The following is a 25,730-nucleotide window of genomic DNA, read 5'->3' on the forward strand; positions in this document are numbered from 1 at the left end:
GGCCTGCTCGATTACGAGCAGGCCTTTTTGTAATCATCATTGAGTGCTTTCTACTGCTTTATCTGCATCAGATTCACCTTTTGCTCTTTTTTCCTTCAATTTAAAGTAGGCGTCCATTACGTCCCGCCCGATCCTTTTGTTTATATCATCAGAGGGCTTGCCTTGATACACCCATGGCACGACAACAGAAAATGCCACTTCCGGATTATTGTGAGGTGCATAACCTACAAGAGTCAAATTTATGGTTTCCAAGGGTTCACTATATTGATTTCTCCGCGGTCCGTCGTAAAAGGCCTCGGCAGTACCCGTTTTTGCTGCCGCACGGTAAGACTTCCCGCCGAAATATTTATATGCCGTCCCGCCTGGCTCCTGGGCAACCTGCCTGAATCCTTCCTGGACACGCTGCATCCAAACGTCTTTCCCGCCTAAATCGTTTAACACTTTGGGACTCATTGTTTTAAAGACGCTGCCCAATTCATTGTGTTCGTTGGATGGATTCCTGATTTCCCTGACCATATGTGGCTCAAGCCTTTTTCCGCCATTTGCAATCGTCGATGCATATTGTGCCAATTGCATTGGAGTATATGTATCATACTGCCCAATCGATAAATCCAGCAGCAATCCGTCTGTTGAAGTATCGACGCCTTTAAATCCGACAGACTCATTAGGCAGGTCGATGCCAGTACGGACACCCAATCCGAATTGAGCAAAATGATTTCGCATGATCGCATATGCTTCCCTGTTGATTCCTAACGGTCGATGAGGGATATAATGCCCGCCGGCAATTCTGATCGCCGTCATGAACATATAGACATTCGACGATTTTTTTAAAGCGGAGACATCCGTTACATACCCTAAAGGGCTATAAGATTTTTTTGGATTTGCACCAGCTAAGTAAAGTGGATGGTCATGAAACGCCGTCCCTGGTGAGATGGCTCCAGTCTGAAAGCCCGTGTAGACCGTAGCCCCTTTAACAGATGACCCCATCGTATAGGAGGTCGTAATGTTTCCAAGGGCGAAATCGTTCATTTCGGTCAATCCGGTCTTACTGTTGCGGCCGTATTGCCTGCCGGCCATCGTAAGTACCTCGCCTGTATTCGGGTCCATTAAAACGACGAAGGCACGATCCAATAAGTAGGTATTTCCCCTAGCCTTGGTTCTGCGCAATTCGCTCTCGATGATTTTTTCAACCTGTTGCTGCAGCTCCATATCAATTGTAAGGATCAAGTCTTTTCCGCTTTGCCCTTCAGTCAGGGTATTCGTATTGATGACTTCTCCTTTGCTCAGCACATTTTCAATCCGCGTCTTTTGACCACGCAGGACATCTTCATATTGTTTTTCGATATAACTTTTTCCGACCCGGTCATTCCTGGTATAGTCCCGTGCCAGATAATAGTCAATATTTTCACTGGGAATGCCTTCTTCGGAAGAAGAGACCTTGCCAAGAACCGAGCGGAGGGTCTCATCATATTTATAGGTCCTTTCCCAATCCGTCGTTACGTCCACGCCTGGCATTTCATCCAAATGTTCACTAACCCTGGCGAATTCTTTTGTGGTGACATCTTTATTCTTCACGATCGACGGTGCGAGGGCATAGCCACTATTGAATTCCCGGAAGATGGCGATCACTTCCAACTCATCCTTGGTGAATTTCTTGATATTTTCATCGGTTACCCGTTCCATTTGAAGTTTGTATAAATTTTTTTGCTCCAGTTTCTTTTCGATTACTTTCTTCCTCTCGGCTTTGGTAATCAAGGCTTCGGCTTCTTTTGGATGTTTTAAAATCCAAAAATCCTTTTTATCCGGCAGTGTTACCTTTTTTGTATCTTTTTCTATCAAGGTAGCAAGGACCTCCGCCGTCTTCACCATATCGGCCGCTTTCGTATTCGGGTATTTCGTATAAGTGATGGCGTTCCGCGGCTCATTATCAACGACCGGATTCAAGTTGCGGTCATACATCTTACCACGGGGAACGGGGGTATTGGCCACATCGTTTTCCGTTCGGTCGACTTCGCGAAGGTAATCATCCCCATACACGATTTGGACGATGCCAAGCCGGATTATTAAGCTTGAAAATAAAATGAATATTAAAAAGAACATAAAGTTCAGTCGGAAAGGAATTGGGGTTTTTTTCTTTTTTTCTTTGGCCATGATTAACATTCCTTTCTAGTAAAAGTAAAAAATAAGAAAATTCCTATCTCCAATGATATATAAAATTAACTTATTTTTCTATGCTTTATCCGTAAATTTATCTATATTTCCAAAAGATTGTTTAAGAGTTATAAAATTCCTAGTAGTCTCAAAATTGGGAAAATTGATTTAAATTTATATGACAAATGATTTGGGTGGGGTTCTAATAGATAAATAGTGGGTGAAGCAGCACGGCGGCAATCAAGAGGAGAGATGCTTTATAGAGTTGCTCATGTGAAAAAGGGATGCTCAAATCAAAGTACTTGGAGAGATGGTCATGGTAAATGAACGATCAATGACTTTAAACCTTCGAGAATTCATTCACAATGCCTTAAGTACCATGATTTTTTATTCAAGCATTAATTTGCTTCAGATTTCCTAACGGGAGTTAGAGTCGCCACACTGATAATCTCTTTGAAATATCCGCATAGCTCAAGCCATTTTTCCGGGTAAATATAGATGAAACGTTCAATCGTTTCTATAGAGTGAAGTATCAGGCAATCGATTTGATCCGTTTTTCGCTTCTGCAAATTGAATAGAAGCTCATGCGGGATGGTGTAATAAGGATGGATTTGATACGGATTCAGTATGACCGGGGAAATATTCATTTCGTCCCTATACTTGTCCGTCATGATCTTTTGGATTGTAAAGCTTTCGTTAGTATGTAAATCCCCGAATCTGTAGTTTGGATTCAATAGTACAATGCCTCTCATTTGAATCACCCATTCTTTTTGCTAACCATTCTTGCCAAATGGAGGATGGGATATTCAAAGTAAGAGGCCTGATGCTAGAAAATGGCTTTCATTCCGTTAAGGGTCTTGAGCTGCTTGACATTTTCGAGCACCTTGTTGGTCAAGTCCACCTTTTTAGTAATCGGTGAGCTTCGTAAATCTTCTATGAAGCTTTCATTCGAGAACCAATCAATGGAAGGGAGAGGAAAGACTATTTGATCTGCCCATGCATCATGAAGAGTGGGGCTGTAGACTTTAGCATCTTTTGCCGTGGTTGGGTCTGAGGTATATATTTTTTTCCAGTAATCCTCTCTGGAACCCGTGTGTGGGACCTCTTTTGTAAATTGGCTAACACCGCGAAAAACAACCGGATGCTGAAAAAGAAGCCCATATAAGAATTTTCCCGTTTCTATACGCTGTTTCGGATCGGCAAAGCGTTCAACGGTCAGGCCTGTCAAGGAATGGAGTCCGTCTTGCTTGTTTTCGTAAGGGAAGATCACATTCATGAAGCCTAAGTATTCCTGAAGCTGAAAATCAAGCCTTCGGAGGATTTCACCATGGCGGGTACGTTTTAGTACCCTTTCCTGAAGCATTCTTTGTTCATTAATGATGAGGGATGTTGTCAAAAGGGGTGAATGTGGTTCTTCGATGAAAGATTCCCAAATCGGGGCCATGAATCTTGAAATGCGGAATACCTGTAAGTATTTCCTTATTGGAAGTGCTTTTTGTTTAGAAAGTTCATATAAAAGGAGCTGGGGGAAGGCATCGGCAAATATGGCCGAATTGGCGCGCTCAAGGAACAGGAAAAATTTCTGCCGTTCCGCTTTGTCAATAAGATGGGTCATGGATGAACTTTTCAAGTCAGTCATATGGTATCCTCCATTCCTCGAAACCATATGTGCTAAAAAGGCCCAATGGACCTCTGGATTACGATTGTAAAAGGCGAGATATGCTTGTGTTCTTGTGATATTGTTCCTGTTCAAGGCAGCCGTTTCGGTACGAATGCTTTTTACAAGGGCGGTTTCCTCCGGAAAAAAAACTTTTGACTCATCCAAAGGCTGAAATAGCTCTTTTTGTAAATGGGATTTTAGCGTGTCATATCTTTCAGCATCGATGATGGGTTTGGTTTTGACAGGGTTTTTGCCTAACAGCTTCTGCACATATTGGGAGAACATATGATCACCACGAATGTTTTTCGATCATTATATGCAGAGCCGTCAAGAAAGGGGCGTTACAAATTTGCAACGCCCTTGATGGTTTTCTTTTGTCATCAGTTATTTTTCTTCTTCTTTTCCCTGTACAATAAAATATAATAAACTATCCAGAAAAGTATCACAGGAATGAAGGATAACGGTCTATATTGGACCGGTACGGCAAATAAGATGAAAATGGATGAAAGTAAAAAGGGAACCGCCAGGAGTATATATTTTCTCCAGTGCATATGCTGAACCTCCTTAGGTAAACGTCATTCTTATAAGAATAAAGGATTATCCATCAATAATCTAGAAAAGTCACAATTGACAAAAATATACACACGTAGTAATCTTTAAACATAAGTTAAAAATTACCATTAATCAATGTAAAAGGAGGCGAACGTCATGACTAAATCAGTTAAGCATATGGATGTTACAACCGAATATCATACGTCCGCCTGCCCTGAGGCTTTGTCGTTCTAGACAAAGGATTGAGAACGTGTTCATTCATCATTTAAGCGCAGGTTGTGGAATTTTCGCGGCCTGCGCTTTTATATGTGTTCTTACACATCTAAAAAAGCTTCCGCTAATTGGCGGAGGCTTTTTGGCATTTGGGATTCAGGTGCAATAGCATCCTTTCCATATAAAAGATAGGAGGAATTTTAAATGAGACAAAAGAAATTGGGAATCTTACTGCACCCCGGAGATCCAGAAAGCGGTTAGCGAAGGGAAAGGTTTGAACAAAAGGGAGGGGAATTCATGTTTGCGATTTTTAAAAAGCTGTCCTGGTTCTTTAAAGAACAGTGGCGGCGTTATACCTTGGCCATTTTATTCCTATGTCTAGTGAATATCTTGGAGGTCATCCCGCCAAAATTAGTCGGGAATGCCATCGATGATATGAACAGTGGAAGCATGACGCAGGAAGATGTCATGAAATATGTTATTTATTTGCTCCTGGTACTGAGCGGCAGCTACCTATTTGGGTACTTATGGAGTTATCTGTTATTCGGCGGCGGAAACTTGGCCGAACTAAAACTAAGGTCCGGATTTATGGGCCATTTGCTGAAAATGACGCCGACTTTTTATGAAAAAAACCGTACAGGGGATTTAATGGCAAGGGCAACCAATGATTTAAAGGCAATATCCCTCACAGCTGGTTTCGGGATATTGACGCTCGTTGATGCGGTGCTGTTCACCATTACAGTTGTGGTCATGATGGGAGCCACCATCAGCTGGCAGTTGACGATTGCGGCGGTGCTTCCACTTCCGATCATGGCAGTGATGATGCAAATCTACGTGAAAAAAATTTACAAACGTTTTACTGATGCACAAGCTGCCTTTGGTACTTTAAATGACAAGGTCCTGGAATCCATTTCAGGTATCCGTGTCATCCGGGCTTATGTCCAGGAACGGGAGGATGAAAAACGATTTGATGATATGACGGAGGATGTATATCGCAAAAATCTCGCCGTGGCAAGAATCGACGCCCTCTTTGATCCAACGATCAGCATTATCATCGGAATCAGTTATTTAATCGGTTTGGGCTATGGGGCTTATCTTGTTTTTCAACAGGCCATAACTCTTGGCGGACTGGTTTCGTTCAATGTTTACCTAGGCATGTTAATTTGGCCGATGATCGCGGTGGGTGAACTGATCAATGTCATGCAAAGGGGAAATGCTTCGCTGGATCGTGTTCAAGATACCCTTTCATATGAAGCGGATGTGAAGAACCCATTGGGTTTGGAGAGTATTCCTAATCCGGAAAATATCGAATTCAATCAAGTGTTTTTTACATACCCTTCCTCTTCAGTAGTCAATCTATCCAATATTTCCGTACAGCTTGAGCGTGGTCAAACATTGGGTATCGTCGGGAAAACAGGAAGTGGAAAAACGACATTCGTGAAGCAATTGCTACGGGAATATCCTTTAGGAACAGGAGAAATTGCTTTTGCAGGAATTCCGTTGGAGCAACTGGATCTGGAAGATATTCGTAACTGGATCGGTTACGTTCCACAGGACCATTTTTTATTCTCGAAGTCTGTTAGGGAAAATATCTTATTCGGTAAAATGGATGCAACTGAAGATGAACTGGCTGAAGCTATCCGGCTTGCGGATTTTGAGAAGGACTTAATGATGCTGCCCAACCGTCTTGAGACACTCGTCGGTGAGAAAGGTGTCGCTCTATCTGGAGGGCAAAAGCAGAGGATCTCGATTGCCAGGGCACTGATCAAAAATCCAGAAATCCTTATATTGGATGATTCCTTATCCGCTGTAGATGCGAAAACGGAAACGACCATCATCGAAAACATTCAAAATGAACGGGCAGGGAAAACGACCATCATCACAACACATCGCTTATCAGCCGTTCAGCACGCGGATAGGATTATCGTGTTGGACAGTGGAGAGATCATCGAAGAGGGGACTCACGGAGATTTACTGCAGAATAATGGCTGGTATAGGGAGCAATACGATCGACAGCAGGTTGACCAAGGGACGGAGGTGAAGGCATGAAGGTCGTAAAGAAACTTTTTAATTATGCTGCACTATATAAAAAATTAATCATTGGCGCCCTGATCATGCTGGCACTTTCGGTAGCCGCCGATTTGACGGGTCCATTCGTTGCCAAGAAAATCATCGATTCACATATCCTTGGGATCGAATCCTCCTGGTATGAAACGGTTAAAGGAAAAGATGCTGTTAAGTATGATGAAAATTGGTATAAACGGGCCGATTACTTTAATGAAGGTGAGAAGAAAGGCAGGGAAGTCCGCGTTTTGCAGGTTGGCAATCAATTTGTCTTCGTAGATGAAGCCGTGCCTATGGATGGCCGAAGAAGCTTGGAGAACCAATCGTTGATCATCAAGAAAGACGGGGAAGAGCAACGGGTGCAAGCGGTTAAATTGACGAGTCAGGAAGTGATGCGGTTTTATCAACCGGAAATTCCGCGGATCTTTAAGCTTGTGGCTTTTTATTTTGGCCTTGTCATCATTTCCTCCATTTTTCAATATGGGCAGAGTTTTTATTTGCAGAAAGCGGCAAACCGAATCATTCAAAAGATGCGAAATGAAATTTTTACGCATATTTCCCGTTTACCGATACGTTATTTCGATAATATGCCAGCGGGAAAAGTGGTAGCCAGGGTAACTAATGATACGGAAGCGATCCGGGAATTATATGTAACGGTGCTCGCCAACTTCTTCTCGAGCACGATTAATATCTTCGGCGTTCTGATTGCTTTGTACATTCTGGATGCACGTGTCGGTACCATTGGCCTTTTACTCATTCCGATCATCGTTATCTGGACGACGGTATACCGTAAATTCGCCTCAAAATATAATCACATCATTCGGGAACGGGTCAGCGATATTAATGGGATGATCAATGAATCCATTTCTGGAATGAGCATCATTCAGGCATTTGGACGTGAAAAGGAGACGAAGCAATCTTTTGAAAATTTGAACCAGGAGCACTATTCCTATCAAAATAAAATGCTCCATTTGAATTCGTTGACGGGTGGAAACTTAATTGGTGTCATTAAAGTTCTGGCGCTAGTGGCATTCGTCTGGTATTTCGGGGGGATTTCCCTTACAGCGAGTTCAGCCATTTCTTTAGGGATGATGTATGCAATTGTTGATTTGATCAGCCGCCTGCTTCATCCGCTTCACGGAATCGTCAATCAGTTCGCTAACCTAGAACAGGCACTTGTTGCAGGGGAGCGGGCATTCAGTTTATTGGATGAGCAGGGATTGGCAGTCAGTGATGAAAACATATCCAGATACAAAGGAAACGTGCAATTCGAAAATGTTTCTTTTGGCTATAAGGATAATGAATATGTGTTAAGGGACATTTCCTTCTCAGCTAAGCAAGGGGAAACGATCGCTTTAGTTGGCCATACTGGATCAGGAAAAAGTTCCATAATGAATTTATTGTTCCGTTTTTATGACAGTAGTGAAGGGCAAATCAAAATTGACGGAAGAAATATTTTGGATATTCCCCATCAAACGCTTAGGGAGCATATGGGAATCGTCCTCCAGGATCCCTATTTATTTACTGGCACCATCGCTTCCAATATCAGTCTGAATCATAAAGGCATCACAAGGGAAATGGTTGAAAAATCATTAAGGGATGTAGGGGGCGACAAAGTGCTGAAGCATCTTCCTTTAGGGCTAGATGAACCTGTGATTGAAAAAGGAGGAACGTTGTCTTCTGGACAGCGGCAGCTAATCTCTTTTGCACGTGCTCTTGCATTCAATCCGGCGATATTGATTTTGGATGAAGCGACGGCAAGCATCGACACAGAAACCGAGGCAATTATCCAGAAGGGAATGGAAGTGCTGAAAAAAGGGAGAACGACCTTCATCATTGCACATAGACTCTCCACGATTAAAAATGCCGACCAAATTCTGGTACTGGATAAAGGTCGGATTGCTGAGCAAGGTACACATGAAGAATTAATGGAACTAAAAGGGAAGTACTATCAAATGTATGAGCTGCAGGCTGGGCCGCATAAAGGGATGGCCGGTTGAAATACAATTGAATAAGTAAGGATAATCAAGATTAAACTATTAATGAAGGTGCCGTTATTGGCACCTTCAAGCACAATGCTTGATAATAGTAATCATTACGCTTAACATATACCTATACTAACGATGAGGTGATAATAGTGAAACAAGAAATTCATCCCGATTATCCACAAGTAGTATTCATGGATACCAACAGCGGTTATAAATTCTTGACAGGTTCCACGAAAACATCCAATGAAACGATCGAATGGGAAGACGGCCAAACGTATCCATTATTAAAAGTGGAGATCAGTTCAGATACGCACCCTTTTTATACTGGAAAGCAGAAGTTTGCTGAAAAAGGCGGACGAGTGGATCGCTTCCTGGATAAATATAATATGAAGAAATGAGAGTAAGGCCGTCGGGAAATCGTTGGCCTTTTTTTATGGATGGGTTTAACAAGAATTAAAATGATGCAAACAAAAAGGGTGCCCATAAATATGGGGCACCCATCCTTTTTTCATTTCGCAGCAATTGCTTCGCCTTTTGCAATATTTACAAGGGCCGCATCGAAGTCCTTGATTAAATCGTCCGGATTTTCAAGTCCGACAGAGAGACGAAGCAAGCTGTTCGTGATGCCCCGCTTTTCCCTTTCATCAGCAGGCATGGCAGCGTGGGACATTTTGGCCGGGTAGGATAATATCGATTCGACAGCTCCAAGGCTTACGGCAAAAACAGGAAGCTCGACAGAGTTCACGAAAGAGCGGAAGACTTCTTCGCTTTCCAATTCAAATGATAGGACCGCCCCGGCTCCAAGTGACTGGCCTTCCTGGATGGCGTGCTGTGGATGATCTGCTAGGCCGGGATAATACACTTTTTTAACCAAGGGCTGCTTCTTTAAGTAGGCGGCAATCTTTTCTGCCCCTTTTTGGGAGTGCTCCATTCTAACGGACAAGGTCTTCAGACCTCTCATTACTAGCCAGGCGTCCTGGACACCAAGAACCGCTCCAAAGGAGTTTTGGAGGGAACCGAGTCTTACTGCCAATTCAGGATCTTTCACTACAGCAAGTCCAGCTACCACATCACTATGTCCGGATAAAAACTTCGTCGCGCTATGAAGGACAACATCAGCGCCCAGATTCAGTGGTTTCTGTAATGCTGGCGTCAAGAATGTATTATCAACAAAACTTAAGGCCCCGGCTGTTTTTGCGATATCACATACGGCTTTAATATCGGTCACTTTAAGTAATGGATTTGAAGGCGTTTCGATGTATATGGCACTCGTATTTGGCTTAATGGCCGCTTTGACGCTTTCAAGGTCCGTCATGTCAACGAAAGTATGCTCAATATTGAAACGTGTCAAAACACTTGTGACCATCCTGAACGTTCCGCCATACACATCTTCGGAAATGACGATATGGTCTCCGGCAGACAACAGTAGGAAAGCTGTTGAAATGGCTGCCATTCCTGATGAAAAGGCAAAACCGTGTGTACCTTCCTCAAGTTCGGCAATGATATCTTCCAGCGCTTCGCGAGTTGGGTTCCCGCTTCTGCTGTAATCATATTTACCGAATTGATCGATATCGGATTGATGGAAAGTGGAAGCGTGCTGAATGGGGACGCTCACACCGCCTGTTGCCGAATCGAATTTATGTTGATTATGGAGTAATTTGGTTTCAAAGCTAAAATCATGATCGGTCATCGTAGTGCCTCCCTTTTTACGTGTGCGAATGCTTGCTGTAAATCCTGAATCAAATCGTCGCTGTCCTCAATGCCGACGGAGAAGCGAAGCAGGCGATTACAAACCCCATTGGCCGTTCTGACTTCAAGAGGTATATCGGCATGTGTTTGTGTAGCAGGATAGGTGATGAAGCTTTCGACCCCTCCAAGGCTTTCTGCAAACGAAATTAATGAGAGTGATTGTAAAAATGGGTTGACCGCCGCTTCTTCAATGATGCGGAAGGAAATCATGCCGCCCCTACCGGGATACAATACGTCCGTAACACAATCATGTTCCGACAAGTAATCTACAAGTACCTTTGCATTCTTTTCATGACGATCCATCCGCAATGCCAGGGTTTTCATTCCGCGCATCAACAGCCAAGAATCAAAGGGGCTCAAGACAGCACCAGTACCATTATGATGGAAGGCAAGTGCATCACATAATTCCGCGCCGCTGGCCACGATCAGTCCGGCGAGCACATCATTATGACCACCGAGATACTTGGTAGCACTGTGAATCACAATATCCGCTCCAAGCAGGATGGGTTGTTGAATAAGAGGCGTGTAAAAAGTATTATCAACGATTAACAATAAATCAAATCGTTTGGCCAATGCGGCAACGGCGCTAATATCCGTTTGCTGCATAAGAGGGTTAGTGGGAGTTTCAATGAAGATGGCTTTCGTGTGAGGAGTGATGGCTTTTTCGATATCCTCCAAACAACAAGTGTTCACATAGTCACACTGCAACCCCCATTTCTTAAAACCTTGTTCTAACAGACGATATGTACCCCCATAAAGATCTTCGCTGACAATCCATGCATCACCTGATTTAAATAAGGCCAGTATAGTAGAAATGGCTGCCATTCCTGAACTGCAGGCATATCCTTGGTCGCCTTTTTCCAGATCGGCGATGGATCGTTCCAATAGTTGGCGTGTAGGATTACCTGTCCTTGTGTAATCGAATCCAGTCGATTGACCGATTCCTTCGTGGCGAAAAGCAGTTGAAAAGTATACTGGCGGATTGACTGTTCCTGTCGCCGTTTCGCTGCGATTTCCTAATTGAGCAAGATATGTTTCAGTTTTGTACATAGTTTTCACTGCTCCTTTGAGTTATATAAAATAAAAAAAGTCTTCTTTAAGAAGAAGACTTTGATTAAGTAGGGACGAGTCATTCTTCTTATCTTCCAAGTTCACAAACTTGTGGAATTAGCACCTTTTCATTGGTTTGAAACAAATGAAGGTTGCTGAGGTGTCATCGGGCCATTCCCTATACCTCTCTCGATAAGAGTTTAGATTATTCAATTTCTTTTGAATTTACTATAAATACAAAATACTGTCAAGAACAAGTTTGATGGATTTTGCTTCGATGTTCATGACTAGGTCTATTGGAGCCTAGCGGTGTCAACACTTTACGTGTCTAAAAAAGAATATCCGGAATTTTCATGTGGTCAAGGATAATCCTGAATGATCCTGTTGAATTAATTGAATTTTTCAGAAAAAGGGGAGGCTTGGCCGGATATTTTTGCTTTAAAATAATAAAGTTTGTACAATGTAAGGAGAGAGAATAATACGACATTATTCATTTCATATACTTAAGGTCTTCGATGAATAGTGCAAACATAGGAGGAGAACACATGGATTACAGAATCGAACGAGATACGATGGGTGAAGTGAAAGTTCCTGCCGATAAATATTGGGGAGCACAGACCGAGAGAAGCCGTAACAATTTCAAAATTGGTAATGAAAAAATGCCGATTGAATTGGTTCGTGCATTTGCATACGTTAAACAAGCTGCGGCAAAGGTGAACTATGATCTCGGTGATCTTTCGGAAGTTAAAAAGAATGCCATCGTTAAGATTTGCGGCGAAATCCTTGAAGGTACGCTTGATGAACACTTCCCGCTTGTAGTTTGGCAAACGGGAAGCGGGACGCAAAGTAATATGAACGTGAATGAAGTGGTCGCTAACAAAGGGAATGAATGGTTAAAAGAAAATGGTGAATCGGAAACACTTCACCCGAATGATGATGTAAACAAGGCACAAAGCTCCAATGATACTTTCCCGACCGCCATGCACATTGCAGCCTTTATGGAGGTCGCTGAAAAGTTGGTTCCTGCCATCAAAGAACTTCGTGATACATTCGATTCAAAAGAAAAAGAGTTTTGGGATGTCGTGAAGATTGGCCGGACACATCTTCAAGATGCAACACCACTGACATTAGGACAAGAAATTTCTGGCTGGAAAGCGATGCTTGATAAAGATCTAGCGATGATTGAGGAAAGCAGCCAAAAATTATTGAACCTGGCTCTAGGGGGAACGGCTGTAGGAACAGGAATCAATACAAAAAAAGAATTCCCGGGACTTTCCGCAAAACAAATTGCAGCGGATACAGGACATCCTTTCGTCACATCGGATAATAAGTTCCATGCATTGACAAGCCATAACGAAATCGTTTATGCACACGGTGCTTTGAAAGCATTGGCAGCAGATTTAATGAAAATTGCGAACGATGTCAGATGGCTGGCAAGTGGCCCTAGAAGCGGAATCGGCGAAATAGCCATTCCTGAAAATGAGCCAGGCAGTTCCATCATGCCGGGTAAAGTCAATCCAACACAGAGTGAAGCGCTTACCATGATTGCGACACAAATCGTGGGTAACGATGCTACAATTGGATTTGCAGCAAGCCAAGGTAACTTTGAATTGAACGTATTCAAACCAGTCATCATCTATAACTTCCTTCAAACAGTGAAATTATTGACGGAAGGCATACACTCTTTTAACATTAATTGTGCGGTTGGCATCACTGCAAATGAAGATAAGATCAAAGAAAATGTAGATCGCTCCCTTATGTTGGTAACAGCATTGAACCCGCATATTGGTTATGAAAAAGCAGCCAAGATCGCCAAAACTGCATTCAAGGACAACTCTACCTTAAAAGAAGCGGCATTGAAATTGGAGTTCCTCACGGAAGATGAATTCAAAGCATGGGTCGATCCCGCTAACATGGTTAATAAATAATTCCATAGGAGTGCCCTCCCGCCGGTATTAGGGAGGGTGTTTCCATGTGTTAAAATAATGAAAGCAACAAATACTGAGATCATAAGTATCGGGAACAGGAGGAATAACAATGTCTTTATGCCCGCTTTGCAACGGTCTAAGAAAAATTCATGTAAATTGCCCGGAATGCAGCAGCAATCTTGAGGATAAAGGGAAATTCATGGATTACGCTGATGATTACAGTGCTTATATGGATATCGACACACTTAAGCTGAACGACGGATACCCCCAATCCCTTCAAAAAGGCCAATGCCCGCATCTTATGAAATGCTCTGAATGCGGACATGATGAAGTGGTATTGGTCCAGGAATAGATTTGACCCTTATTTAATATTTGAATAAATGAAAAAAAGACCCATTCATGAACGGGTCTTTTTACGTTTAATTGGCAGATAACTTCATGCTTTCCTGCATTTGTTCGTCCTCTTCAACTAAAATGCGATGTTCGGTCCCTTTATCAAAAAAGTGTGCTTTATTCATGTCAAGGGCTAGTTTGATGTTCTCGCCTGCCTGGATAATATTCTTGGCATCTACCCGTGCGACGAAGTCCTGCCCCTCTAATGTGGAGTAAAGCATGATCTCCGCGCCCATGAGTTCGGCTACATCAATTTGGGTTGTGAATATACTGTTGGGGGACTCCGTGAAGCAATCTCCTTCGTTATGGAAATCCTCCGGACGGATGCCAAAGATCATTTCTTTTCCGACATATCCTTGATCACGCAGCATTCTCATCTTCAATTCGGGTATTTCAAACGTTTGTTCACCAATTTTAAACATGCCTTCTTTTAATGTTCCGGTAAAGAAGTTCATGGCAGGCGATCCGATGAAGCCGCCGACGAAAACGTTTATGGGTTTCTCGTAAACGTCTTTTGGGGCACCGACCTGTTGGATGATACCATCTTTCATTACGACAAGACGTGTCGCCATGGTCATTGCCTCTGTTTGGTCATGTGTGACATATATCGTTGTGGTGTCCAGACGTTTATGTAGCTTTGCGATTTCAGCACGCATTTGAACCCGCAGCTTTGCGTCGAGATTGGATAATGGCTCATCCATCAAAAATACTTTTGCGTCCCTTACAATTGCACGGCCTAGTGCCACACGCTGGCGCTGACCACCTGAAAGGGCTTTCGGTTTTCTATTTAGCAGCTCTTCAAGTCCGAGGATCCTTGCAGCTTCATTGACCCTTTGCTTGATCTCCGCTTTTGGCGTTTTCCGGAGCTTTAATCCAAATGCCATATTGTCATAGACGGACATATGTGGATATAAGGCATAATTCTGGAAAACCATCGCAATATCACGATCTTTAGGGGGGACATCATTGACTCGCTTGCCGTCTATAAATAAATCCCCTTGGGAAATGTCTTCCAGTCCGGCAATCATCCGTAAAGTCGTCGATTTGCCGCAGCCTGAAGGTCCCACAAAAACTATGAATTCCTTATCGGCAACACGAAGGTTGAAGTCTTTAACAGCTGTCACCTTTTTATCATAAATCTTGAATATATGATCCAATACTAACTCTGCCATGAAAAATCCCCCTTTTAAACTCTTGATTACTTGTACTAATTAAATATAGTCTAAGCTATCAGTTTAGAAAAAAGTATGGGCACATTGCACAAAAAAGGATGAAAACCCCTGTTTGTAATGAAAATTAATCATTCAGTAAAAGAATCAAGTACGCAGTCAAGGCGTGACGAAAGTTCCTAATATCGAGACCAGTTCTTTCAGAGAATTTATCTATCCGGTATTGTAAGCTGTTCCGATGTATATAAAGCTGTTTGGCGGCATAGGTGGCATTGGAATTACATTCGATATACGTTTTGATCGTTTTGATAAGTTCAGTATCCTGCTTGGTCTTGCCGAGAATCTCATTGATATACCACTTTGCATTCGTAACGGAAAGGTCATTTATTAATGAGTGGGGGATGATGTCTGCTAAATCAGCCACCTTTAGATCCGGCAGATGCACTTGTGCCAAATAAAAACATTTTTTCTCCTGGTTCCTGTGATGATGAAGGTCTTGATTTACAGGGTGAAAGCGCCCGGTGAACATACGTGTCTTTACATAAAAGTCACTTTCAAGCGTGGAAGAAATGGCGATTAGTTCTTTATTTGATAAAGGTTCATCCTTGTCCGTTTCAATCAAGATTCCTGACGTTTCATTTTCCCAGACCAATGCTGCGTCAGATGGAACGAAAGCGAGGAAGGCGTCTTCAAAATCGGAGTTGGAAAAGTCTGCATGAGTCAGCTTGAAATGAATGAATCGAACATTCTCCCAGCTTGTTAAGGGCAATGGTGCATTCGGTTCGGATAAAAAAGTTTTCCATGATACGTCTTGATACGTATTTGGGTTATTTGGGTTTATGGAAGGAGCAAATAGCAGTTCCAATAAACGGATTTCTTCTGCGGTGATTTCTGAACGGGGAATCCCAAGTATACTTCTAGAGTCTTCGAACCAAACATATTCAGAAATTTCATCAGTATCCATTTTATTGGTAATAGCATTCGGGAATTTTTGTTTAAGATTTTCAAGCATCGTCTCCACCTTCTTTCTTCATATCCATATCATTATAGCGAAAAAGAATAAAGTGCAAAAGATTAAGAATATTACTAGTTTTTAAGAAAAACGACATGACAAGGTCAAATCATTCCGGTAAACGGAAATTCATGGTTAAAAAGCGAGTTGGAATAAAAGTTGGAATTATTGTTAATTTTAGGAAAGGGTTTTGCGTATGCTTTATGGAATATCGTTTAAGAGGAGGCGATTGTATGAACATTTTAATATTGGGTGGTACACGGTTTATAGGCCGGTATTTAGTTAAAGCTGCGATTGAGAAAGGGCATGATGTCACACTTTTTAATCGTGGAAGCAACCCTGATGTTTTTGGCGAAATCGAACAATTAAGAGGGGACCGCGACGGGGATCTGGAAATGTTGAAGGAAAGACATTGGGATGCAGTCATTGACACATCGGGTTTTATCCCTCGAACTGTAGAGAAATCTTGCAGATTACTGAATCAGGTTAAACATTATACATATATTTCAAGCTGCTCAGTTTATAAGGATCCTAGCAAACCAGGCATTGATGAAAATGGAGCGGTTCATATACTAAATGATGCAAAAGTAGAAGAAATCACCCGTGGAACGGCTGGACCGATATACGGGGAATATTATGGTCCGCTAAAATCATTGAGCGAAAAAGCAGCTGAAAAAGAACTGCCGGGGAAAGTCTTGTCAATTCGTGCTGGCCAAATAGTAGGTCCATATGATTACACTGACCGTTTGCCATACTGGCTTAAGAGAATAGCGGAAGGGGGAGAAGTTTTATCCCCGGGACGCCCTGGCCGTCCAATCCAATTTATCGATGCAAGGGACTTAGCTCAATGGATCATCCAAATGATAGAAAAAAGTATGACAGGTGCATATAACGCCGTGGGACCGGATTACACTCTAACTATGGGTCGTTTACTTGAAGACTGTAAAAAGGTGACAAGAAGCAATGCTGCCTTTACATGGGTATCTGAAAAGTTCTTGATGGACAATAAAGTCGAGCCGTGGGGAGAGATGCCTTTATGGATACCGGAAGAGTTCCCTTTTCCAGGAGCCAAGGAACCTTTGAATGGATTTTTGGCTTTTGATAACAATAAAGCCATCAATAATGGACTAACATTCCGTCCGCTTTCTGAAACACTCGAAGATATTTGGGATTGGGAAAAGAATCGACCAGAGTCAGCTGATAGAAAAGCTGGTATCCACAGACAACATGAAAGTGATCTCCTTCGATTATGGAAACAGACAGTCTGATGAAAACTTCTTTTATTAGACTGAAGGATTGGCACCACATTTTGTTTAATAATAGGTGCATAGAGAAAAGGGTGATTTGAAACAAGCAATGTTATGATTTGATTCCTTAATGTATGAAAAAACGATGGGGAAAAACCCCATCGTTTTTTCAGTCCATGGATGTGCTTGCGTGGGTTGTGAGGACTTCAAGGTTTTCTATGGCTGCTGTCACTTTTTCCCAGTTAATATCAGGGAAAAGAAGATGGATGCCTTCCCCTTCTTTGACAGAGTGGGCTGCAATCTCTTGAAGTTCCGCCCTATGTTCAACCGTCAGACCAATATCAAACAATGTCATAGGCAGTTTAAGCGCCTGGTAGAATGGAATTAATTGTTTGATTTCTGAGAATTTCCCTTCCAACATAAGCTGGACTAAAATGCCATATGCCACTTTTTCCCCGTGAAGTAAATGATGCGTTTGCGTGATGGAAGTCATGCCATTATGAATGGAGTGGGCACCGGCAATGCGCAGGTACTGGTCACCAAAGCCGCCAACTAGACCACTGGTGATGATGTTCGTTTCAATTACACGCTTTAGTGAGTCTGTCCATTTGCCCTTTTCCAAATCCGCTAGGGCTTCCTCGCCATATGTCAATAAAACTTCCTGACATTGCCTTGCGGCCATATGTGCCAATTCAATACAAACGGACTTTGTGGCAAGTTTTTCGACCAAGGCATTGCCCTCATACCATTTCGCCAATGTATCGCCGATTCCTGCCCGTAAAAAGCCAATAGGCGAATCCAATAGAATTCCCGGTTCGATAAATAACATCCAAGCGCTTTTTTCATGAATATCATAGCGGACATAGGAACCATTATCATCATAAATGACACTTAACGGTGTCCAGGCAGCGCAGGTGGAAGCCAGGGTTGGAATGAGGATGATTTCCTTTTGAAGCGAGTTTCCGGCCGATTTGGCGAGGTCGAGCAGCTTACCGCCTCCAATGCCGATTAATGCATCCACACCTTGTTCAAGAGCTGACTTCTTGACGCGTTCAATTTCCGGGTCACTGCATTCCCCGTCGTATGTGAAAAAGATCGTCTCAATATTTTCGAAAGAAGGAAAAAATGGTTCTGCAACTTTCCATGATTTTCTTCCATGAATAACGAGCACTTTACGAATGTTCGCTTTACTCAGTTTTGCTTCCAGTGTTTCAAGGACATTAGCTTTACAGGCATAATAGGCTGGGCCGCTGCGGACTTCCAGTAGGGTATTCATATTCGTTCTCCTTAATGTAAAGGCCTGTTTCCCTGAAAAGGGAAAGCAGGCCTCGATTATTTGATCATTTCATCCAATCTGGTTTTCCGAATCCGGCAAAATTGCTATCGATCACTTTTTCAAACTGGGCGGATTCCACTACTGATTTAATATCTTTGGCAAATTGAGCGTCTACATCTTTTGTATTCACTGCAACAACGTTTCGATACATATCTGGCATCTTTTCTAAAACAAGGGCATCCTGGAGGTCCATTTTCGCTGCGAGAGCGAAATTACCAGGGACAGCTGATAGGTCAACACTGTCTGTTGCGCGGGGCAATTGAGCGGATTCCAATGGCTTGAATTGGATGTTTTTTGGATTTTCCGTTACATCCTTTTCAGAAATTTTTAAAGGGTCGACATCTGGGTCAACCTCGATCAATTTTTCATCCACCAGCACTTTAAGTGCACGTGCAAGGTTAACCGGATCATTGGGCAATGCAAGGGATGTACCGTCTTTAATTTCTTTCAACGATTTATATTTGTTCGAGTATATGCCCATTGGTGCTGTTGGAACTATGATAAGGTCGGAAAGCGTTAGATCATTTTCTTTAGCGAAGTTATCCATGTACACTTTATGCTGGAATAGGTTGGCGTCGATCGAGTTGTTGCCAAGCGACTTATTCGGCTGGATATAGTCGGTGAACTCTACGATCTCTATTTTGTAACCGAGATCTTCCAGACCTGGCTGGATTGCTTCTTTAACCATATCGGCGTATGGCCCGGTAGTCGCCCCGATCTTCAATTCTTTTTTGTCTTCAGTTTTTGGGGATGCATCATCGCTTCCGCAAGCTGCCAAGCCAAGGGCAAGTGCACAGACTGATAATAACGAAGCTATCTTCTTCATTTGAAATTCCTCCTGAAATATATGTATTGAATCATTGAAAAAATGACTGATTCTATCGTTTGTTAACTAAGTATGAGGCTTTGTCACCAACCATTTGAATGATTTGTACAAGGCAGATCAACACGACGATCGTCGTGATCATGACCGTGTTGTCATAACGGTAATAACCGTACCTGATGGCCAGGTCACCAATTCCCCCTCCGCCGATTGTCCCTGCCATTGCTGAGTAACCGATCAGTGAAATGGTCGTTAATGTCAGCCCCTGAATGATTCCCGGTTTTGCCTCCGGAAGAAGTACATCCTTAATGATCATCCATGGAGTGGCCCCCACGGCAATTGCAGCTTCAATCACTCCTTTGTCTATTTCACGTAATGCCGATTCCACGATCCTTGCAAAAAAAGGTATCGCGGATACGGACAGGGAAACAGAAGCCGCTCTTGGCCCTATCGTCGATCCAGTAAGCAGTTCCGTTAAAGGAAGGAGGGCGACCAAGAGAATGATGAACGGGATTGAACGGACAATATTGACTGCGAAACCGAGTGATCGATTCACGACGCTATTTTCAAAGAATAAATTCCTAGTTGTCGTAAACAGCAATACTCCAAGTGGTAAACCTATCAGAAGGGCTACCGCAAGGGAAACGCCGACCATATAAATTGTTTCAAGGAAGGCTTTATTAAGATCAGGTAAAATATTGACGATGGAATCAAGAAATGACATGTTTTAACACCTCCACAGAATTGGAACGATTTTTTATATATTCCAATGCCGAATGAATTTCAGCGGCCTCACCGATTAACTCAATGATCAAGATGCCTAAAGGGACATCCTGAATATACTCAATTTTACCGTGCAGGATATTCCCCTTTACTGAATGGGATTGGAGAGCGTCGGAGAGAATCGATTCACCGGCGGTTTGCCCTTCGAATTGAATTTTAATAATCGTTCCTTTACTTTCTTCAATCAAATGTGAGGGAAGTTCGAAATCCAATACACTGCTGATGAATTGCTTCGTTAATTCCTGCTTTGGCTGTGAAAATATTTCATAAACGGAACCTTCTTCAATTACCCGCCCATCCTGCATGACGGCGACTCGGTGGCATAGTTCTTTGACCACTTCCATTTCATGTGTAATTAACACGATGGTGATCCCGAGCTCCCTGCTTATCTTTTTTAATAACTGTAAAATCGCTTTTGTTGTTGTTGGATCAAGGGCTGAAGTCGCTTCATCACATAACAGTACGGTGGGGTCATTTGCTAAGGCCCGGGCTATGCCGACCCGTTGCTTCTGTCCACCGCTAAGCTGTGCCGGATAGACATCTTTTTTATCACTGAGACCTACGATTTCCAGCAATTCCAATACACGTAACCTGATGGCGTCCTTCGATTGATGCGCGGCCTTTAAGGCGAAAGCGACATTTTCATAAACGGTTTTTGAACTGACCAAGGAAAAGTGTTGAAATATCATTCCGATTTTTTGACGTTGTTTACGAAGCTCTTTACTTGATAAAGAGGTTAAATCAATGCCGTCAATGATGATATTTCCAGCTGTCGGACGTTCAAGCAAATTCAAGCAGCGGAGTAATGAGCTTTTTCCAGCTCCGCTGTAGCCGACAATTCCATACACTTCGCCTTTTTGAATGGTTAAAGATACGTTATCCACTCCGATAACTCGGTTTTTCTTCGTGATGTATTCCTTTCGGACTGAACAGATTTCAATCATGATCCTTCCCCCTTAAACATAAAAAACTGCCTCTATCATTCAGAAAGAGGCAGCGAAATTATATCTCGTCTTATCTTTCAGAATGCAAACATTCTGCAGGAAGTGGCACCGTTCCCGAAGGGCGGTTGCCGGACATCACAGGGCCTGATCCCTCCGTCACTCTTGATAAGTAAATTATTATTTTAGAATATTTCAAGTTTTATAATATAATCTATAATATTTGTAAAATTCCACAATGTCAATCGTTTCTGTGATTTGGTGATAGTTTTTTTTCGATAATGTTCCGTGCGGTTCATTAAAACCATTCCTGTCAAAAGGGCTCTTAGTCAATAATCCGTCTTTTACATCCAAATATTCCATTATTTCCTTGTCAAAAGGGTAAAGAGATAATACATTTATTATAATAAAGTGAAAAAGGGAGAAAAAACTATTTTTGTACAATGATGGGGTGGAAATGCATGATAGAGATTAAGACGGTAAATGATGTGGTTTGTGTGCACGGGACTCCTGACGGGATCAAGTCGGGGATGAGTGTCTATGTTTTTTTAACGGATGGGCTATTGATAGATACTGGCGCACAGATTTTATTGGAAGGACTTATTCCATTCTATGAGTCCGCAGACTTCGAAACAGTTGCCCTGACGCACTATCATGAAGACCATACGGGAGGCGCTGCCTGGATAAAGGAACATAAAAAGGTTCCGATATTCATTCATCCGATGTCGGTTGATGCTTGTGCGAAGGATGCTGAATATCCTGAATATCGTAAAATGTTTTGGGGAAAAAGAGACGCCTTTAAGGCTGAGCCGCTAGGCAAGGCCATTCATTCCCGCACCCAAACGTGGGAGCCGATTTTTACCCCTGGTCATGCGAAGGACCATATGGTGTATTTGAATCACAGCACTGGCATGCTCTTTTCAGGAGACCTTTTCGTAACACCAAAAACAAAGCTTATCTTACGGGAAGAGTCTGTCCCGATCATCATCGATTCCATAAAAAAATTACTCCGATATGACTTTGGGGAAGTGTTTTGCTGCCATGCTGGACATGTGCCTGACGGAAAGGAAATGTTTCGAAAAAAACTCGATTATTTGGAAAACCTCCAAGGTGAAATTTTACGCTTACATGATCAAGGGCATACAGTCCATGAAATCCAGCAAGTCGTTTTACCGAATCGCTATCCCCTTATCGAGATATCTGAACATGAATGGGATTCAGAGCATATCATAACTTCGATATTAAACGAAAATGTTTTGAATGCCAGAGAGAATGGAACTATTTGAATATTAACAATAGATATTGAAAGGACGAGCTCTGATATTAATGCTTTTAGCATAATGCCAAATGCCTACGGGGGATAGAATGCGGGAATTGGAAAAGGCAAGAAGACAGCATGTTGTAATATTTAGTTTGCACTCAAACAACTTCCATCCGGGAAGTTGTTTTTTATGGAGGGGGTGCTTTACATAAAAAAACATTTGATAGTGGGGAATATGACGCATGAACTAAAGTTCACTTTTTTTAAGTGGAGCTCCCCAAAAAGGGAGCCCACGAGTGTTTATTTATTGATATTGGGATCTGTTTCATCATAAAAATCATGTGCTTCCTCGATGTTCTGAAGGTTAGCGACTTCATACACATTTCCGCCTGCCATTCCTTCATTGATTATTCGGTCGATATCGAGGAAAACGGAATCCTTGCCATCATATTCGGTATCCTTCAAAAATGTCATTTTTTCTTTATCCAAAATAAATCCCTCCTAGCCTTTTCTTTAGTTTAGGCAAAGGAGGGATTTTTATTCCGTTCAGGGGGTTAATGAATGAAAAAGGGGAAAGGGCTCATTCATATACATGGTAGACCATTAAGTCATGGATCATGCTTTTGAGTTGGGTTTCATCTGTTTCGGAAGGTGGGTTGGCTGTCCATTCGATGGAACCATCTTTATGGTATAAGGCTTTGATTGCCTCCTTTTTGAAATAAAATGAAATTTTCCATCCTGGCAGATTCTTATGCAGTGGTGCCCACTGAAAATGGGTGATCATATGTATAACCTCCATATATGCTGTCTTTCATATCATTATAATGTAAAACGGCAGCTGGAGGTGTCATTTTATTGTCAGGTTGGAAAAAGTCAATTCAATGAAAAGATTTTTTAAATGCAAAAGCCGGTTAGCTTCAATTTCCTCTTCATCGAACTGCATGGGTTTTGAGTTCACTTCGTATATGAAGAGCGAACCCGATTCATCTTCCCCTACATCAATGGAAAATTCTCCGAGAAACCCGATTTTTTTCGAAAGAGTCTCACCGCATTTTTGGGCGATATTCGCTAATTTTTGATTCAAGCTTCTTGATTGCAGGTCTTGATAAGGAAAAAGCTTACCCCCTCGGGGAGTGTGGGTGGTGATTTCCTGAGTTTGTGACATCCTTACTGCTTTGCCGGTCACTTTATAAAAACCTTTTTCATAATGGACGAGAATTCGGTAATCGTAACGATGACCAAAAATTTTTTTCGGTATGATCGCCTCTTGAGCAAGGTAGCTTCTTTTTAATAAATCCCTTTTTTTTGTTTCCCAGAATGAAGTGAAATCCGGAAAGGACTCACTATGCTTTAGGCTATTGAACAAAAGTGTCTCATCAGGATTTTTGATGATGGTATAAATGCCCTTCCCTTGGCTTCCTTTGCATGGTTTAAGGTAAATATGCCTGTGGGTTTCGAGGAAAGCATCCAAGCAATCGCTGTTCCGCAGGATCATGGTGGGGGGGAGGTGAGTGGTGAGGGCCCCGTCTTCCGTTAATGCTTCGAACATTACATATTTATCTATAAAACAAGGGTTGAAAAGGTTCATTCGATATTCTTTAAAGTGGTTGATGAGACGCTGGAATTCTTCTGAAGCCTCATAGCCCCTCGATGGGATACGGTTATAGACGATGTCAGGGAGGGGCATCTTACACTCGATCCATTTGTTTGAAGTGGAGGAAAAAACATACCCTCTCAACGACTCGGAATGCAGGGCATTTCCTGTGAAAGCATAAGTCAAAATCCCGTGTTCCAATAAATATAAGGATAGGTCCCGAAAAAGGGTCAGGTTTCCACCCAAACCTGATTCCTTTTTGGGATTGGAAACAGTCAGTATTCCGACGACAAGCATCCGGTTACCTGGAAATATGGTGATAGGAATTAGGGGGTGATTCGAATGGTCCTTTTTATAGCTGATCTCCTCTTTGGCAGACCCGGCGAAAAGATCCGCATTCTCATGAGTGTGGTGCCAATTTTCAGTGCGGATATCGTAAAAAATGTTCATCGCGGCACACTGATTGATTTCGTAATCATCTGTTCCGTAAGGTAAATGGCATAATCAAGGCTGAGCTTTCTGGTCAGCAGTTCGAAATCCTTGAGTTTTGGATGGGAGAAGATGGAACGTCCAGGTTTGGAATTGGCTTCAAACATCCAAACCTGCCCTTTTTTATCCAATCCAAAATCAAATCCTATTTCTGCAATGATGCCGTCCAAGTTCTTTTCTATACTGTCACTTAGAATCAGTGCGGCTTCCGATAGCTTTCGTTCGACTTCTTTCGCTTCATCGTCATCTCCAAACAATTCGGCGACCGTTTTGATGACACCCCCGCTTTTAATATGGGTCGTGACGCTACCGGCACCAGCGATTTTTGCTGCAATCGCGGACACCTGCCATTTTCCATTACTGTCCTTGTTCGTATGGACCCGGAAATCCACTGGACGTTTTTCAGATCGAATTAATGGGATGCCCTGCTGCACGATAAGGTTCTCAAGCGGCCGGTCGTGAAAAATATGTTTAACAATGGCTTCCAAAGTGGAAAACTTTTGCAGTTTATTTTCTTTTGCTTCATTTGTATAGCGGCAATAGTAAACATCCTCATGCTTATCATAAAGAATTTGGTGAATCCCTAGACCGAGGCTGCCGTGAATGGGCTTTATATAAACTTGACGGTAATGCGAAAGAAGGGTTTCCACCACGGACATGGATTGAAATGGATACGTTTCCGGCAAATAAGGCAGTGCCCGCTCATCTGCGCATAACCTTTCATTTACATCCCATTTATTGAAAAAACCAGGATTATACCATGGAATGGTATATTCTTTTTGAAATTTCTGCTTCACTTCTTTGGGTCCATCGCGGTTTTCCGTCAACCGGTTTGGGAGACGGTCATAGATGACATTAGGAAAAGGAAATTCATTAATGTGCCAGTCATCGTTATCAAACACATAACCTTTGATTGTCTCCTCATCCCAATTGATTACATTCTCTCCAAAAACAAAGGGGATACAGCCTGTGGTCCTGCTAAGCGAAAGGAGCTTTGCGAAAAATTCCGTTCTCTCCCCTAATGGTTTGTTTGAAAGGCCGGTGAATCCTGAGGAAAAGATTCCGACAAGCGGTCCGATATGGATGCTCTTGCCGTATATGAATAAATGAAGGGGAATATCGGTATGATCGAATATAAGCGATTCCGCAAGACTTTCCGATAGGACGATTGATTGATTGACGGCCGGGTTTTGTTTGACGATGGCAGGACATGAATGTCGTCCGAAATAAATTAATTCAATCTCTGCCAAATCTCCAAGCTCTGAAGGATAGTAGAGAACATTGCCAGGGATAGCGGCAATTTCGGCAGGATAAGTCTTTCTCACTT

22 protein-coding genes and 2 riboswitches are annotated in these 25,730 nt (G+C 42.4%); of the genes, 7 read left to right on the plus strand and 15 right to left on the minus strand.

Annotation, left to right across the window (positions count from 1 at the left end):
- Positions 1-36: 36 nt before the first annotated feature.
- The 3 genes from ACDZ29_RS16260 to ACDZ29_RS16270 form a co-directional block, all read right to left on the minus strand.
- Complete coding sequence (locus ACDZ29_RS16260; RefSeq protein ID WP_289324010.1) at positions 37-2,151, minus strand: penicillin-binding protein 2; 2,115 nt, start codon at positions 2,149-2,151, stop codon at positions 37-39.
- Between the two features lie 398 nt (positions 2,152-2,549).
- A complete protein-coding gene (locus ACDZ29_RS16265) occupies positions 2,550-2,903 on the minus strand; it encodes a hypothetical protein (protein ID WP_289317599.1) in 354 nt (117 codons plus the stop codon).
- Positions 2,904-2,977: 74 nt separating this feature from the next.
- A complete protein-coding gene (locus tag ACDZ29_RS16270) occupies positions 2,978-4,081 on the minus strand; it encodes a DUF2515 family protein (RefSeq protein ID WP_375088166.1) in 1,104 nt (367 codons plus the stop codon).
- 792 nt (positions 4,082-4,873) lie between these two features.
- On the opposite strand from ACDZ29_RS16270, the gene ACDZ29_RS16275 reads away from it, so the two are divergent.
- The 3 genes from ACDZ29_RS16275 to ACDZ29_RS16285 all read left to right on the plus strand — a co-directional run bounded on the left by ACDZ29_RS16275 (position 4,874) and on the right by ACDZ29_RS16285 (position 9,026).
- Positions 4,874-6,625 carry an ABC transporter ATP-binding protein gene (locus ACDZ29_RS16275; RefSeq protein ID WP_375088167.1) on the plus strand — a complete coding sequence of 584 codons (1,752 nt, stop codon included), beginning with the start codon at positions 4,874-4,876 and terminating at the stop codon, positions 6,623-6,625.
- Positions 6,622-8,640 (plus strand): ABC transporter ATP-binding protein, encoded by a 2,019-nt coding sequence (locus tag ACDZ29_RS16280; RefSeq protein ID WP_375088168.1) that lies wholly within the window; start codon positions 6,622-6,624, stop codon positions 8,638-8,640. The genes ACDZ29_RS16275 and ACDZ29_RS16280 overlap by 4 nt, the downstream gene beginning before the upstream one ends.
- A 137-nt stretch (positions 8,641-8,777) precedes the next feature.
- On the plus strand, positions 8,778-9,026 hold the full coding sequence (locus ACDZ29_RS16285; RefSeq protein WP_375088169.1) for a type B 50S ribosomal protein L31: 249 nt from the start codon (positions 8,778-8,780) through the stop codon (positions 9,024-9,026).
- Positions 9,027-9,136: 110 nt separating this feature from the next.
- Here the strand turns inward: ACDZ29_RS16285 and metC are convergent, their stop codons facing one another.
- Positions 9,137-10,318, minus strand: a complete 1,182-nt coding sequence (gene metC, locus ACDZ29_RS16290) for a cystathionine beta-lyase (protein WP_289324015.1) — start codon at positions 10,316-10,318, stop codon at positions 9,137-9,139.
- On the minus strand, positions 10,315-11,427 hold the full coding sequence (locus tag ACDZ29_RS16295) for a methionine biosynthesis PLP-dependent protein (RefSeq protein WP_370014152.1): 1,113 nt from the start codon (positions 11,425-11,427) through the stop codon (positions 10,315-10,317). The genes metC and ACDZ29_RS16295 overlap by 4 nt, the downstream gene beginning before the upstream one ends.
- An 85-nt stretch (positions 11,428-11,512) precedes the next feature.
- A riboswitch (SAM riboswitch) is annotated at positions 11,513-11,626 on the minus strand.
- 346 nt (positions 11,627-11,972) lie between these two features.
- Between ACDZ29_RS16295 and fumC the strand changes: the two genes are divergently transcribed.
- Together fumC and ACDZ29_RS16305 are read left to right on the plus strand one after the other, a co-directional pair.
- Positions 11,973-13,355 carry a class II fumarate hydratase gene (gene fumC, locus ACDZ29_RS16300; RefSeq protein ID WP_289324017.1) on the plus strand — a complete coding sequence of 461 codons (1,383 nt, stop codon included), beginning with the start codon at positions 11,973-11,975 and terminating at the stop codon, positions 13,353-13,355.
- A 109-nt stretch (positions 13,356-13,464) separates the two neighbouring features.
- Positions 13,465-13,707: a hypothetical protein gene (locus ACDZ29_RS16305; RefSeq protein ID WP_289324018.1), complete on the plus strand. Its 243-nt coding sequence runs from the start codon at positions 13,465-13,467 to the stop codon at positions 13,705-13,707.
- Positions 13,708-13,774: 67 nt separating this feature from the next.
- Here ACDZ29_RS16305 and ACDZ29_RS16310 read toward each other — a convergent pair whose 3' ends face one another.
- Together ACDZ29_RS16310 and ACDZ29_RS16315 are read right to left on the minus strand one after the other, a co-directional pair.
- Positions 13,775-14,920 (minus strand): ABC transporter ATP-binding protein, encoded by a 1,146-nt coding sequence (locus ACDZ29_RS16310; protein ID WP_289324019.1) that lies wholly within the window; start codon positions 14,918-14,920, stop codon positions 13,775-13,777.
- A 124-nt stretch (positions 14,921-15,044) separates the two neighbouring features.
- A complete protein-coding gene (locus ACDZ29_RS16315) occupies positions 15,045-15,929 on the minus strand; it encodes a PucR family transcriptional regulator (protein ID WP_375088170.1) in 885 nt (294 codons plus the stop codon).
- A 233-nt stretch (positions 15,930-16,162) separates the two neighbouring features.
- On the opposite strand from ACDZ29_RS16315, the gene ACDZ29_RS16320 reads away from it, so the two are divergent.
- Positions 16,163-17,197 carry an NAD-dependent epimerase/dehydratase family protein gene (locus ACDZ29_RS16320; RefSeq protein WP_370014154.1) on the plus strand — a complete coding sequence of 345 codons (1,035 nt, stop codon included), beginning with the start codon at positions 16,163-16,165 and terminating at the stop codon, positions 17,195-17,197.
- Between the two features lie 148 nt (positions 17,198-17,345).
- Here the strand turns inward: ACDZ29_RS16320 and ACDZ29_RS16325 are convergent, their stop codons facing one another.
- The 4 genes from ACDZ29_RS16325 to ACDZ29_RS16340 all read right to left on the minus strand — a co-directional run bounded on the left by ACDZ29_RS16325 (position 17,346) and on the right by ACDZ29_RS16340 (position 21,062).
- Positions 17,346-18,452, minus strand: a complete 1,107-nt coding sequence (locus ACDZ29_RS16325; RefSeq protein ID WP_375088171.1) for an iron-containing alcohol dehydrogenase family protein — start codon at positions 18,450-18,452, stop codon at positions 17,346-17,348.
- A gap of 64 nt (positions 18,453-18,516) precedes the next feature.
- Positions 18,517-19,338, minus strand: coding sequence for a MetQ/NlpA family ABC transporter substrate-binding protein (locus ACDZ29_RS16330; RefSeq protein WP_289324023.1), 822 nt, complete (start codon positions 19,336-19,338; stop codon positions 18,517-18,519).
- 52 nt (positions 19,339-19,390) lie between these two features.
- Positions 19,391-20,059, minus strand: a complete 669-nt coding sequence (locus tag ACDZ29_RS16335; protein ID WP_289317585.1) for a methionine ABC transporter permease — start codon at positions 20,057-20,059, stop codon at positions 19,391-19,393.
- Complete coding sequence (locus ACDZ29_RS16340; RefSeq protein ID WP_375088172.1) at positions 20,046-21,062, minus strand: methionine ABC transporter ATP-binding protein; 1,017 nt, start codon at positions 21,060-21,062, stop codon at positions 20,046-20,048. The genes ACDZ29_RS16335 and ACDZ29_RS16340 overlap by 14 nt, the downstream gene beginning before the upstream one ends.
- Before the next feature lie 67 nt (positions 21,063-21,129).
- A riboswitch (SAM riboswitch) is annotated at positions 21,130-21,234 on the minus strand.
- A gap of 286 nt (positions 21,235-21,520) precedes the next feature.
- On the opposite strand from ACDZ29_RS16340, the gene ACDZ29_RS16345 reads away from it, so the two are divergent.
- Positions 21,521-22,345 (plus strand): MBL fold metallo-hydrolase, encoded by an 825-nt coding sequence (locus tag ACDZ29_RS16345; protein ID WP_375088173.1) that lies wholly within the window; start codon positions 21,521-21,523, stop codon positions 22,343-22,345.
- Between the two features lie 275 nt (positions 22,346-22,620).
- Here ACDZ29_RS16345 and ACDZ29_RS16350 read toward each other — a convergent pair whose 3' ends face one another.
- From ACDZ29_RS16350 to ACDZ29_RS16365, 4 genes are all read right to left on the minus strand, one after another.
- Positions 22,621-22,809 carry a hypothetical protein gene (locus tag ACDZ29_RS16350; RefSeq protein WP_061461991.1) on the minus strand — a complete coding sequence of 63 codons (189 nt, stop codon included), beginning with the start codon at positions 22,807-22,809 and terminating at the stop codon, positions 22,621-22,623.
- A 91-nt stretch (positions 22,810-22,900) separates the two neighbouring features.
- Entirely contained in the window at positions 22,901-23,104 is a 204-nt protein-coding gene (locus tag ACDZ29_RS16355) for a YheE family protein (RefSeq protein ID WP_289327251.1), read from the minus strand.
- A 63-nt stretch (positions 23,105-23,167) separates the two neighbouring features.
- The gene (locus ACDZ29_RS16360; RefSeq protein WP_375088174.1) at positions 23,168-24,364 is read right to left on the minus strand and encodes a YheC/YheD family protein; all 1,197 of its coding nucleotides are present in this window, start codon (positions 24,362-24,364) and stop codon (positions 23,168-23,170) included.
- A complete protein-coding gene (locus ACDZ29_RS16365; RefSeq protein ID WP_375088175.1) occupies positions 24,361-25,728 on the minus strand; it encodes a YheC/YheD family protein in 1,368 nt (455 codons plus the stop codon). The genes ACDZ29_RS16360 and ACDZ29_RS16365 overlap by 4 nt, the downstream gene beginning before the upstream one ends.
- Between the last annotated feature and the right edge of the window lie 2 nt (positions 25,729-25,730).

It is taken from the genome of Peribacillus sp. RS7 (assembly GCF_041956845.1).
Taxonomy (GTDB): Bacteria; Bacillota; Bacilli; order Bacillales; family DSM-1321; genus Peribacillus.